Raw genomic sequence first — 13,688 nt, forward strand, 5'->3', positions numbered from 1 at the left:
TTCTTATTGTTAGCTAGCACAAAGGCACTAAGACTTGTATACATTTTATGATCAGGGTACCATAAAATCAAAGATTTTTGCAGATATCCCTATATCAATTGATGTCATCATCACTCGATTTCTCAGCTTCTTTTCGCTTTTTATTTCAAAAATTTATTTGATTTTTTTTGCAATATAATCACTTTCATTTCCAAGTCTGTCAATAGCTTTGATGGCGACAGCATTTAATTTTTTTCCATCCTTAAACTTAGGAATATCTTTTGAAAGGGTATCCAGTGTTATGATTTCAGTTTCCCACAGTCCGTTATACTGCGTAAAAAGTACCCATTGAAAAACTTCACCTATATTTTTGGTACTCCAGTTTACCCGTGCAGAACTTCCGATGTCTGTAATAAACAGTGTAGGAGCCTGTAACGGGACAGCTTTTATCCATGGTGTTTTAGGGACCAATGCTTTTTCACTGTAAGGCCCGTTTTTAAGGACCGGAAGCATATTTGAATTCTTTGTAAGCCCGGCAATACTCCAGTGGATTTCTCCGGCATCTTTTTTCAGAATATTTCTGGAAATTTCAATTTGATTTTTAATCTCCGTAGGACGGTCAGAAACCTTGATCTCCACTGTATTTAACCCCGGCCATAAGTGACGGTTCAAGGTATTTTCTCCCTGCCACCAGTTTAACAGCGCTTCAAAGCTCTGTCCTTTTGAATCTATAGGCCAGTATAGCTGTGGTGAGAAATAGTCTACCCATCCTTTGTTTAACCATAATTTGGCGTCTGCATACAGTTCATCATACTGTGAAGATCCAACAATTCCTGTTGGATATCCCGGTTTCCAGATTCCGAACGGGCTGATTCCAAATCTTACATAACTTTTTTCAGCGTGGATTTCTTTATAGATACGTTCTACAAATTTATTAACATTATCTCTTCGCCAGTCTGCTCTTGATAATGTTCCACCATTGCTTACATAAGTATTCCAACTGGCATTGTCAGGAAAGTCTGCCCCTCTGTTGTAGGTGGCATAAGGATAGAAATAGTCATCAAAGTGAACTGCATCTATATCATATCTTTTCACAATATCTTTTACAACATTGGAAACATGACCCTGTGTTTTAGGATTAGCAGGATCAAACCAATACATTCCGTTCTTTAATCTTACTACAATATCGGAAAGTTTATTGGCCATTGATAAACTGTTTACTGAACCTCCGTTCGTATGGTGAGCCCGGTAAGGGTTCAGCCAGACATGAAGCTCTAACCCTCTTTTATGTGCTTCCTCAATCCAAAACTGAAGCGGATCATAATTGGGATAAGGAGCGGTTCCGGTTTCTCCGGTTAAAAAGTAAGACCAGGGTTCAATATTACTGGTATAAAGAGCATCTGCCGAAGGTCTGATCTGGAAGATGGCTGCATTGAAATTATTATCTTTCAGCATATCGAGCATGCTGATCGCTTCTGCTTTCTGCTGCTCTACGGTCAGATTATTTCTTGAAGGCCAGTTGATATTTGCAACACTGGCAATCCATGCTCCCCGGAATTCTCTTTTAATTTCCGGAAGAGTGGTTCTGAAAGTTTCTTCTGTTGGAATTCCTGTTTGAGGCTTGGTAACCGCCACAGGTTCTTTTGGCTTCGTTGTATTATTGTTAGGTTTTGTTGTACTGTTTTTAGTTGGAGGAGTCTTTACAACATTGTTCTGAACAGAACACGAGGTAGTGTAAGACGCAAAAATTCCTAATAAAACGATAAGCTTTAATTTATGTATTCTCATATATTGGTCGGAAGAAGGATTCTAAGATATTAAAAATGCAAAACTAATGATATAAAGACGATTATCCGAATTTGAAATATTCTTTTTTAATGATATAAATAATTTCTGCCCTGTTCAGCAATTTACAATTCAGCTTTGAATGACCGTCAGCACTACATATATCTCTTTATTCATCCTCTTTCGTAAGGTCAGTTTTATAGGTTTCCGGAATCAGTGTTATATTAACGATGATAGCCAGCACCACGAGAACTAATGGGTAAATCAAACCTATAAAGGGAGAAAGAAACGCGCTCACAACAAAACTGGTCTTAAGAAACTCTGTTACAAAAGCTGTGGCACCCCCAATAAAACCGTTTCCCATATTCTGGGCAAATCCCATACTGGTATATCGTATTTTGGTAGGAAAAATTTCCAGCATAAAGGCACCCAAAGGGCCGTAAGTAGCCGCTGCAGCCACTGAAAGCAAAAAACTCAGCCCCACAATCTTCAATATGGCATCTGTAGTGATTGAATGTACTTCATCAATACCCTGAGGATTTCCGATTTTCATAAAAAGATAAAAAGACAGCGGAATCAGAATAAGACTGGAAACCAAGCCTCCAATGAGTACCTTTTTACGTCCAATTTTATCACTCAATGCGCCGAAGTACTGGTAAAAATATACACTTAAAAACATGGCTATTCCGGTAATCAGTAAAACAGTAGTATTTTCAAGCTTCACGGTATTCTGCAAAAAGAAAAATACAACAAACTGATTGGTCTGCATCACCGAACTCTGTGCGGCATTACCTCCAAAAATAGCTTTCAACATTGTTTTTACGTTACCTTTTGTTGTAAATGCCTCTTTAATCGGTGACTTGCTCGTTTTTCCGGATTTTTTAAGCTCTGCAAAAACAGGGCTTTCATGAAGTCTTTTTCGTATGAAATAGCTTAAAATGACCAGTACAGAACTTAAAAGAAAGGGAATTCTCCACCCATAGCTGTTAAAATCTGCTTCAGACATTGTACTTTCTGTTATAAAAACGACACCTAAGCAAACCAACAGCCCTACGGGAACTGTTGCCTGAATAAATCCTGTATAAAACCCTCTTTTTTCCATCGGAGCATGTTCTGCCACATAAATGACGGCACCGGCATATTCGCCACTGATCGCTAACCCCTGCAGCAATCTGCACAGCAGTAACAAAACCGGAGCTGCCCAACCAATACTGGAAAAATTAGGAATACAGCCAATCAGAAACGTAGAAGCTCCCATTAAAACCAATGAAATAAGGAAGGAATATTTTCGGCCTACTTTATCGCCTATATTTCCAAAAATAAGGGATCCTATCGGACGAAACATAAATGACGATCCTACTATGGCAAGGGTCTCCAGAAAGTGAGAACCTTCCGACGGGAATAAGTTTACGGAGAGAACTTTTGCAAGAATTACAGCAAGCAGCATATCGTACCACTCAATCAATGTTCCTACAGATGATGCAACAATAACAGTTTTAATATCATTTTTATAGGTATCATTTGCTATGTCCATTTTATTGTATCATTTTATATTATAACAGGTTTTTTTATGATATCGCAACGTTTCGTTGCTTTATGAACAAACATACAATTAATTCTATACTAAAATCAATAACTTATTTATTTCATTTAAAACATACAAAATGAATGAAAAAATCATTTGAAACCTGTAAAATAATTGAAAAAGAAATACAACAGCTTAAAATAAATAAAACATATCATCATACCTCCTACCCTTGTAAAAACAAAAAAGCCCCGACAAATCGGGGCTTTAATTTATATATAAGAATTTGATTAAGCTTTCGCTGATCTTTCCATTCTTTTTCTTTCTTCTTCAGAAAGGATTTTCTTTCTCATACGGATGAAGTTTGGAGTTACCTCGATTGCTTCATCACCCTGGATATATTCCATACATTCTTCAAGAGAGAATAAGATTTTTGGAGCAACTCCAGTATCTTTATCTTTTCCTGAAGCTCTCATGTTGTTCAGCTGTTTTGCTTCAACAATGTTTACAACAAGATCTCCAGGTTTGTTTTGTTCTCCAATGATCATACCTGCGTAGATTTCCTCACCCGGATCCACAAAGAACTTACCTCTGTCTTGTAATTTAGCAATAGAATATTCTGTAGCAGGACCTTGAGTTTTGCTGATCAATACTCCATTGTTTCTTCCAGGAATAGCACCTTTGAAAGGCTTATATTCTGTGAAACGGTGTGCCATAATAGCTTCACCAGCAGTAGCTGTCAACATCTGAGAACGCAATCCGATCAAACCTCTTGAAGGAATTTCGAATTCCATGTGCTGCATTTCTCCTTTAGTTTCCATGATGTGAAGATCTCCTTTTCTCTGAGTTGCCAAGTCGATAACTCTTGAAGCATATTCTTCAGGAACGTCAACAACTAAAGATTCATAAGGCTCACATTTCTCACCGTCAATTTCTCTAAGGATAACCTGTGGCTGACCAATGGTCATTTCGTAACCTTCTCTTCTCATTGTTTCGATCAAAACTGATAGGTGAAGAATACCTCTACCGAATACAAGGAATGTATTGGCATCATCAGTCTGCTGAACTCTTAATGCTAAGTTTTTCTCTAATTCTTTTGTTAATCTTTCTTTCAGGTGATTAGAAGTAACATATTTACCATCTTTTCCGAAGAAAGGTGAATTGTTGATAGAGAACGTCATGTTCAAGGTAGGCTCATCAATAGCCGTTCTTTCCAATGGCTCAGGATTTTCAAGATCTACGAATGAATCACCGATCTGGAAAGCATCAAAACCTACTACAGCACAGATATCTCCTGCCTGTACTTCAGTTACTTTTTTCTTTCCTAAACCTTCGAAAACGTAAAGTTCTTTTACTTTTCCTTTTACAATTTTACCGTCTGCCTGAGCAAGCCCAATCCACTGAGATTCTTTAAGCTCACCTCTTGTTACTTTCCCGATAGCAATTCTTCCTAAGAAAGAAGAGAAATCAAGAGAAGTAATCTGCATCTGAAGAGTTCCTTCAGTTACTTTCGGCTCAGGAACATATTGTAAAATCCCATCTAATAATGGTAAAATATCTTCAGTCTGCTCTAATGAAGTGTTGAACCAACCTTGCTTAGAAGAACCGTAGAATGTTGGGAAATCCAATTGTTCTTCAGTTGCTTCAAGGTTGAAGAATAAGTCAAATACCTGATCGTGAACTTCGTCCGGACGACAGTTTGGCTTATCTACTTTATTGATAACAACTAATGGTCTTAAACCTAGCTCCAATGCTTTTTGAAGTACGAATCTTGTTTGTGGCATCGGTCCTTCGAACGCATCCACCAACAAAATAACTCCATCAGCCATTTTTAATACTCTCTCTACTTCTCCACCGAAATCCGCGTGACCAGGAGTATCAATTACGTTAATTTTTGTGTCTTTATAAGTAACAGAAATATTCTTGGATAAGATCGTGATCCCTCTTTCTCTTTCAAGATCATTGTTATCCATAATTAATTCTCCACTCTCCTGATTTTCTCTGAAAATATTGGTAGCGTGAATGATTTTGTCAACCAAAGTCGTCTTCCCGTGGTCAACGTGTGCGATAATCGCAATATTTCTAATGTTTTGCATATAGGATTTTTACGGGTGCAAAAATAGTGATTTAAAATGAATTAATTAAAAAGTTTATGCAATATTTAACAATTTCATAATGAGAAATTTAGATAATTCCCATTTATAATCACTGAAAAAATATGTTGCGTCAAGTTCTGACGCTGGTCAATTTTACCTTTGTTTCCATAAAACTGCATTCAAAAACTCATCTCTCAAAAAAAAACAAAAAATGACAAATAATTTACATGTCCTGACCATTAATGAATTCATTGATTCTCAGGACCCTAATTTAGACAGAGAAATTGTAACACTGATTGATCAATACAGCGGAGAACTTGTTAATTTCAGAAAACAGGCTAAACCGGTGCCGGCCAATGGCCGTTATCTTTACCGTACCAAAATCAACAATGATGAGTCTATCGTGTATTATAAAAGAATTGTCACCCAGGATATTTCTATAAAAATTGCGGAAGTGTACGGAGACGGCAATACAGATGATTCTCCTGAGATCCAGCAGTTAATCGACGAAATGGAAACAGGACAGGTCTTACGTCTGGACAATAAAAGATATATGCTCCGCAGTCCGCTACAGATCAATAAGGCTATTAAAATAAAAGGTTCTTCTGTGAAAAGCAATATCAGTTTTCCTCCGTTTCTGATCACCAACAACAATGATGGTATTATTCTCAATACATCAGGAGTAGTTCTTGAAGGATTTGGAATTTATAACATCATATGGCATACTACATCTCCCAATACCTTCACCGGAATTAAAGTGAATGGCATCGTGGAAAATCATATCAATGACATTATTTTAAGGGACCTTACGATCAGAGGATATCACACCGCATTAGAAGTCAACCATATGTGTTCCTCTCAAATTCAAACCCTAAAAACCGAAAACTGTAAAGTGGGAATTCATGTTAAAGGGCTCTCTGCCCACAATGAAATCTCCGGCAATACATCAATTATGATTAACCATCATTATGATATCCCAGGCAGCAGAGGCATCTGGTTTGAAGGAAGTTTCCCAAAAGAAGGATGGAGAATTACCCATACAAACATCTGCAATGTCTACGAAGGAATCTATGCCGAAAAGGCATCCCAGATTAATGTTAACAACAGTATAATTGATTTTTGCAGACATGCGGGGATAACGATAGCGGGGGGCTGCAATAACTGGAATATCAACAGCAATTACATCGCTCTTTCCCAGCCGGGATACGGAATATTTTTGGCCAATAATACCCAGCTTTCTGCACTGACCCGTGGAAACAAAATTGTAGATAACGATCTTTTTATCTATGAGCATACTGAAAACGATACCACCTCTATTGGTATCAACATTATTGGAGAAGGATCTTTTTATGATGAAGTAAGAGGAAATTCTCTCAAGAACTTTAAAGCATATGATATCAAAACAGATACAGGATTAAAAACAACCATCATCCACAATAAATGTTTATCTGAAATCACTCCGAATATCATGGGTAACTTTGTAACCAATGACAACCTGGGAACGGTCTGTTATCAGAAGGCTGCAAATCAACCATTATCATAACAACAAACTTATCAATGTCTTATAAATCTGTAAAGCAATACAAGATCAATGAGGACTACCAGAATAAATTTCATGAGGAATGATTTTTTAGAGGTTTTATGATTAAATATGATCATTCCCGAGGCTGATCCTATGATACCGCCTAAAAGCGAAATTCCTAACAGTGTATTTTCCGGTATTCTTCTTTTCTGTTGAATAGCACGTTTTTTATCGAGTCCAAAAATAAAAAAGCTCAATATATTGATGACAGACAGTATATAAATCATTGGGGCAAATGTATTAATTTATTCAATGTCCTCTCCTATCCGTATTACACAAAAAAGAGCTGCTTTGGGTAAAGCAGCTCTTCTATAATTCATTGTTTGTTCAACAATTATTTTTTAGCTTTTACATCAATAGCAATTTCGATGTCTTTGCTGATCATCCATTCTGCCGGATCTGCTTCTGAAGTACCGAATTTGATTCCCCAATCAGCTCTGTTTACTGTAAATTTAGCCTGGATAGAAGCTGAATTATCTACTACATCTACTTTAGCAGGGAAAGTCACATTCATTGTTTTTCCTGACAAAGTAAGGTTTCCGCTTACTGTTTTGTTTGCTCCAGCCACAGCATCTTTTGGTGCCTCTTTTAAATCTGCAACACTTGTAATTTTGAATTCTGAAGTTGGGTTTTTCGCCGCATCAAAGAAATCAGGGTTTTTTAAGTGCGCTTCAAGATCTGCCGGTTTTTTATCCTTCTCTGTTACTGAAGCAGGATCTACTTTGATAGAGTTCATATCGATTACAAAGTTTCCTGCAGAAACCTGACCTCCATCAACACTGATATCTCCTGATTTTACGCTAAGTGTTCCCCAACGAGGTGCCATACCTCCTTTGTGATATGCTTTCCAGTTTACTACAGAAGTTGCAGCATCTACCGCCAATACTTCTCCTTTACTTTCTGCAACAGTCTGCTCCTGAGCTGTAGCTGCTGTATCTGCTGATTTTCCTTTATTACATGATGCTACAAGCAATCCTACTCCTACTAATGCAATTACGCTAATTTTTTTCATATTGAATTGTTTAAAAAAGTTTGTATTTTAAGATTCCAAAAGTAAAGAAACTTTATTTCTGTGACCTTAACATACATCAAGAAATGAAAAATTTTGGTTTTTATTGTGCAATAGACTATTTAATTTATTCTATTACTAATTACAATAATCAAACTTCGGGCATTCATCACGTAATCCATTTCAAAATATATCATCAGTATTCTACTATTGTGTATCACAAAATTCTTTAATTGTAAAAGTGCTTTTGCCAGCATACCAATCTATCCTTTCCTACACTATTATAGTATTATCCATTTCATCCGAGATCAGAAACCTTATATCAACAGGCGTATAATTAAAATTGTCAATAATTTTAAAACACCATAAATAAAATAACAAATAGTAAAATAAAATGATAATTTTACAAGAATAACATATTTAAAATACATAATAATTATTAAAAATATAAAAATTAAATGATTTTACTTAAATCAGTTTTAAAATTAAATCAAGATCATTCATTACATCAAAAATTTACTCCATGAGATCATAAAACGTAAAAAACATAATATGAAAAAAACACTACTTTCAGACAGGAAAATCTACTGCATGCTGGTTTTTTTATTCTCCAGCTTCTGTTATTCATTATTGAATGCTCAAACCGCTCCTAGCTGTGCCGGAACCTGGGGGCCTCCTATTGTCAATCAAACTTTTGGACAGGGAAATGCTACCGCTAACTGGTATGGTCCTTTAGCTACTTACGCACCAGGAGCCACTACTTCAACTACTTTTGTAGGAGCAGCCGGCCCACCCAATGGAGGAGCATTATCAGACGGCTTTTCTGGATTAGTTAAAACTCCCAGCATTGGAGGAAATGGTTTTCTAAACTCTTCCGATCATACAGGAAATCCCAATGGGCTCATGATGTTGATTAATGCTCCTTCTACAGCTTCAACTATTTTTTTTGAGTATGTCATGAATGACTTATGCCCTAATACTACTTTACGCCTATCACTCTGGATTCTTAACGTCAATCCCCCCGGTACTTGTGGATCAGGCTATCAGTATCCAAACGTAACCCTCCGAGCAATTGATACCTCAACAGGAAATGTTTTAGGAACCTCAGCAACAGGAAATATTCCGACAAACCAAACCTGGACACCCTATTCTATTATTTTCAACAATGCCTCTACCTCTTCAGTAAAACTTCAGATCATTAACAATTCTGTTGGCAACGGATGTGGGAATGATATAGCCATTGATGATATTACTGTATCTCCATGTATTCCTGCTACTATCCAGGCTTTACCTAATGCCGGTACGTCATTGTGTACTAATCAGAATTCAACAATAGACTTTACTGCTACCCTTACCGGAAGTTCGTACACTCCTGCAGAATATCAGTGGCAACTTAGCAGCAATGGGGGTAACACATGGGTAGATGAAGGCTCTCCAACAACTAACCCGGTTTATACTTTTAACTCAGCCGGCAAAGGCGCTGGTAATTATTCAATCAGATTCAAGGTAGGCCCTCAGGGCTCTTCCCTAAATACACAATGTAATGCTGTAAGCCAGATTGCAGTGGTTACCATAAATAACCCTCCTACAGTTAATGATACCTCAATCAGAGAATGTTTTATAGCATCCAATCCTTCCACAGCCTCATTTAATCTTACGACAGCCAATGTAACTTCCGAAGCAGGAGTAACAAGGCGTTATTTCCCTTCCTTAGCTGATGCCACTAATGGAACGAATGAAATTATGGCTAATCTTACTTCATACATTTCACCGACCGGTGTAGTTTATATAAGAATAACCGGCAGCAATGGCTGCTTTTCTGTAGCGAAAGTAAATTTAGAAATTATACCTCCTAAAACATCTCCTGTATTAGTAGATAAAACCATTTGTATTGAAGAAACAACAACGCTTGACGCCGGCCCGGGATTTAATGCTTATGAATGGAGCACCGGAGCTACCACTCAGCAGATTGATAATGTAAATACAGGAATCTACTGGGTTAATCTGAAATCCGGAAACTGCATTACAAAGCAAACAGTAAAAGTATATCCTTCTCCACAACCTGTAATCCAATCTATAGAAATTAATAACAATACAGCCATCATCCATACAACAGGCGGAACTCCACCTTATCAATTCTCGATTGACAATACTCCTGTATGGCAAAATTCCAATACGTTTACTAATCTTACGAGAGGCCAACATACCTTCCATGTAAAAGATGCCTACAACTGTGCTCCAATCTCTGTAGAAGTCACAGTTATCAACTTAGTCAATGCTATTACCCCCAATGGAGATGGTAAAAACGATATTATTGATTATTCTGCTTTAGCCTATAAGAACAATCTGATATTTGAAATTTATGACCGGTATGGGAACAAAGTTTACAAAGCTGATAAAATAAGAAATTTCAAGTGGGATGGTACATTTTCCGGCAAAAAGGTTCCTACAGCCACCTACTGGTATACAATTTCCTGGAATGAAAATGACAAAAAAGCGACACCCATCCAATACACAGGTTGGATTACTGTCAAAAACAGAGAGTAATCCAATTTCGTAATGAAGTTGATTAAAGCACATTGATGTACTTTTACGAATCAGATTCCGATCGTAGTGAACAGCTGCAGTACGTAGCATTTCTCTGTAAAATAGATAAGGCAGTTCTCCGCACTTTTTTTGTTTCTGGAAAATTGCTTATCTTAGAGTTTATTCATTTACTGACTTTATGGTTACAACTACCTCAAAATTTGTAGCTTAGACAAACAATGAAACTTCAATTACCAATTTTCAAAATTCAAAACATGAATCAGCAATTATTCGAAAAAGTAGATCAGTACATTAGCCACCTGGTAGCACCCGAAGACCGTTTTCTTCAAGAAACCATTCAGTCTTTAGATGATGCTTCCATGCCTCAAATCAGTATAACACCAACGCAAGGCAAGTTTTTACAGGTCATGATGCTCATGTGTAAAGCCAAGCGCGTATTAGAATTAGGTACTTTAGGAGCCTACAGCACTATTTGGATGGCAAGAGCTATTCCTGCAGATGGCAAAGTTATTACCATAGAATATGATCCTCATCATGCTGATATTGCCAGCCGGAATATTGCAAAAGCCGGACTTACTGATCAGATTGACCTGAGGGTTGGCAAAGCAATGGATCTCTTAAAAGAGCTTATTGCCAAGAATGAAGATCCTTTTGACTTTATTTTTATCGATGCCGATAAACCACCCTACACCGAATATTTTGAATTAGCACTTGAGCTTTCACATCCGGGAACAGTAATCGTTTGTGATAATATAATTAGGGAAGGCAAAGTATTAGATGAAAATACCACTGATGAAAAGGTGAAAGGTGTACAGCGTTTTAATACAATGCTGGCCAGCAATCCAAAAGTTACCGCGACAATTATGCAAACAGTGGGCGCAAAAGAATATGACGGAATGGCAATTGCCATTGTTAATTGATTTGGCCTGTAATTTTGACAGGTAAAAATATTTTTAAGGCGGGGCAACTCGTCTTTTTTCTTTTTAAAAACCCTATTTTAGCGATCCGAAAACAGAACAATGACGACCGTAGAATTTATACAGAAGCAGCTTAATATCTCTGAAAAGAGCATCAACAATACCCTACAATTATTAGCAGAAGACTGCACTATTCCTTTTATTTCCCGTTACCGAAAGGATAAAACCGGGAATTTGGATGAAGTTCAGATTGAACAGATCTCAAAGATCAGCAAGCAGTTTGAAGAGATTGTCAAAAGAAAGGAATCTATTGTAAAATCTATAGATGAACAGGGCGCTTTAACACCTGAACTCCAACAAAGAATTGAAGAAAGCTTTGATATTCAGGAGCTGGAAGATTTATACCTTCCTTTCAAAAAACGTAAAAAGACAAAGGCTGATGCAGCCAAAGAAAAGGGATTGGAACCTTTAGCCAGAATCATTATGAGCCAGAAGAATAACGACATTCAGTTTCTGGCCTCAAAATACCTTAATCATGAAGTTCCATCAGAAGAAGAAGCACTGCAGGGAGCAAGAGATATCATGGCAGAATGGATCAATGAAAACATGTATGTCCGTAAAAATCTCCGTCGTCTGTTTCAGCGTAAAGCTGTAATCACCTCTAAGGCAGTAAAAGCTAAAAAAGAGGAAGAAGCTGCCCAGAAGTTCTCCCAATATTTTGAATGGGAAGAAAACCTCAGCAGAACACCTTCCCATAGGCTTCTTGCAATGCTAAGAGCAGAAGCAGAAGGCTTTGTAAAAACCAATGTAGGCATTGATAAGGAGGAAGCCATCGACTTTATAGAGAAAGCCATTATCAAGTCTGATAATGAAAGCTCTGATCAAATTGCACTGGCCATAAAGGACGGTTATAAAAGACTTCTGGAACCTGCCATTTCCAATGAAAGCCTGCAGGAAGCCAAAGAAAAAGCAGATAAGAAGGCTATAGAAATATTTTCTGAGAATTTAAGCCAGTTACTTTTAGCACCGCCTTTGGGTGAAAAAAGGATTTTAGCCATTGACCCCGGCTACCGAAGCGGATGCAAAATTGTGTGTCTGGATGAAAAGGGAGACTTACTCCACAATGAAACCATCTATCCTCATGCACCACAGAACGAAACAGGAATGGCCATGAAGAAAATCCGCTCTATGGTTAACGCCTATAATATCGAAGCTATTTCTATAGGAAATGGAACGGCAAGCCGTGAAACAGAATTTTTCATTAAAAAAATTGCTTTTGATAAGCCTTTACAGGTTTTTGTGGTTTCTGAAGCAGGAGCCTCTGTATATTCTGCCAGCAAAATCGCGAGGGATGAATTTCCTACCTATGACGTAACTGTACGAGGTGCTGTTTCTATTGGAAGAAGGCTTTCTGATCCACTGGCAGAACTGGTGAAAATTGATGCAAAATCTATTGGTGTTGGCCAGTATCAGCATGATGTAGACCAAACTCAGTTGAAAAATGAACTGGATTCTACCGTCATGAAATGTGTAAATTCTGTAGGAATTAACTTAAATACAGCCAGTAAATCGTTATTGAGCTACGTTTCCGGAATTGGGGAGAAAATGGCGGAAAACATCGTCAGCTACCGTGCAGAAAACGGAGCTTTTGAAAACAGGAAGCAATTGAAAAAAGTACCGAGGCTGGGCGAAAAAGCTTTCCAACAAGCCGCTGCATTTGTCAGAATTGCCAATGCCGAAAACCCATTAGACAATTCTGCTGTACACCCCGAAGCTTACAGTATTGTAGAAAAAATAGCCAAAGATCTTGGGATTAAAACCCATGAACTGATTGCTAATAAGGAAAAAATAACGCTGGTAAAACCTGAAGATTATATTACAGGAGAAATTGGAATTTTAGGAATCAAAGATATTCTGAAGGAGCTTGAAAAACCGGGATTAGACCCTAGAAAAGCTGCTAAAGTATTTGAGTTTGATCCTCATGTAAAAAGTATTAAAGACTTAAAAACAGGAATGATCCTTCCGGGAATCGTCAACAATATTACGGCTTTCGGATGTTTTGTAGATCTGGGAATTAAAGAAAGCGGTTTGGTTCACATTTCCCAGCTGAAAGACGGATTTGTTTCTGATGTCAATGAAGTGGTAAAACTTCATCAGCATGTTCGCGTGAAAGTAACGGAGGTAGATGAAGCCAGAAAGAGGATTCAGCTGAGTATGATTCTGTAAACATATATTTTAATCAATAAAA

Annotated in this window: 9 protein-coding genes; 4 read left to right on the forward strand and 5 right to left on the reverse strand. The window is 37.4% G+C overall.

Annotation, left to right across the window (positions count from 1 at the left end; translation table 11 throughout):
• Nucleotides 1–153: 153 nt before the first annotated feature.
• The 3 genes from B8967_RS20260 to typA all read right to left on the reverse strand — a co-directional run bounded on the left by B8967_RS20260 (nucleotide 154) and on the right by typA (nucleotide 5,385).
• On the reverse strand, nucleotides 154–1,767 hold the full coding sequence (locus tag B8967_RS20260) for a glycoside hydrolase family 10-like protein (RefSeq protein WP_084087566.1): 1,614 nt from the start codon (nucleotides 1,765–1,767) through the stop codon (nucleotides 154–156).
• A gap of 166 nt (nucleotides 1,768–1,933) precedes the next feature.
• Entirely contained in the window at nucleotides 1,934–3,298 is a 1,365-nt protein-coding gene (locus B8967_RS20265; RefSeq protein ID WP_084087568.1) for an MFS transporter, read from the reverse strand.
• A 281-nt stretch (nucleotides 3,299–3,579) separates the two neighbouring features.
• Nucleotides 3,580–5,385 (reverse strand): translational GTPase TypA, encoded by a 1,806-nt coding sequence (gene typA / locus B8967_RS20270; protein ID WP_047485823.1) that lies wholly within the window; start codon nucleotides 5,383–5,385, stop codon nucleotides 3,580–3,582.
• Nucleotides 5,386–5,596: 211 nt separating this feature from the next.
• On the opposite strand from typA, the gene B8967_RS20275 reads away from it, so the two are divergent.
• Nucleotides 5,597–6,928 carry a right-handed parallel beta-helix repeat-containing protein gene (locus tag B8967_RS20275; RefSeq protein WP_084087570.1) on the forward strand — a complete coding sequence of 444 codons (1,332 nt, stop codon included), beginning with the start codon at nucleotides 5,597–5,599 and terminating at the stop codon, nucleotides 6,926–6,928.
• An 11-nt stretch (nucleotides 6,929–6,939) separates the two neighbouring features.
• On the opposite strand, the gene B8967_RS20280 is transcribed toward B8967_RS20275, so the two are convergent.
• Together B8967_RS20280 and B8967_RS20285 are read right to left on the reverse strand one after the other, a co-directional pair.
• Nucleotides 6,940–7,194 (reverse strand): DUF1294 domain-containing protein, encoded by a 255-nt coding sequence (locus B8967_RS20280; RefSeq protein WP_047485828.1) that lies wholly within the window; start codon nucleotides 7,192–7,194, stop codon nucleotides 6,940–6,942.
• 107 nt (nucleotides 7,195–7,301) lie between these two features.
• The gene (locus B8967_RS20285; protein ID WP_047485830.1) at nucleotides 7,302–7,979 is read right to left on the reverse strand and encodes a YceI family protein; all 678 of its coding nucleotides are present in this window, start codon (nucleotides 7,977–7,979) and stop codon (nucleotides 7,302–7,304) included.
• Nucleotides 7,980–8,528: 549 nt separating this feature from the next.
• On the opposite strand from B8967_RS20285, the gene B8967_RS20290 reads away from it, so the two are divergent.
• The 3 genes from B8967_RS20290 to B8967_RS20300 all read left to right on the forward strand — a co-directional run bounded on the left by B8967_RS20290 (nucleotide 8,529) and on the right by B8967_RS20300 (nucleotide 13,666).
• Complete coding sequence (locus B8967_RS20290) at nucleotides 8,529–10,523, forward strand: T9SS type B sorting domain-containing protein (protein WP_084087571.1); 1,995 nt, start codon at nucleotides 8,529–8,531, stop codon at nucleotides 10,521–10,523.
• Between the two features lie 254 nt (nucleotides 10,524–10,777).
• Entirely contained in the window at nucleotides 10,778–11,443 is a 666-nt protein-coding gene (locus B8967_RS20295; RefSeq protein ID WP_047486293.1) for an O-methyltransferase, read from the forward strand.
• Between the two features lie 99 nt (nucleotides 11,444–11,542).
• Nucleotides 11,543–13,666, forward strand: a complete 2,124-nt coding sequence (locus tag B8967_RS20300; protein ID WP_084087573.1) for a Tex family protein — start codon at nucleotides 11,543–11,545, stop codon at nucleotides 13,664–13,666.
• Nucleotides 13,667–13,688 lie beyond the last annotated feature (22 nt).

Origin of the sequence: Chryseobacterium sp. YR221, assembly GCF_900176315.1 — a bacterium.
GTDB lineage: Bacteria > Bacteroidota > Bacteroidia > Flavobacteriales > Weeksellaceae > Chryseobacterium > Chryseobacterium rhizosphaerae.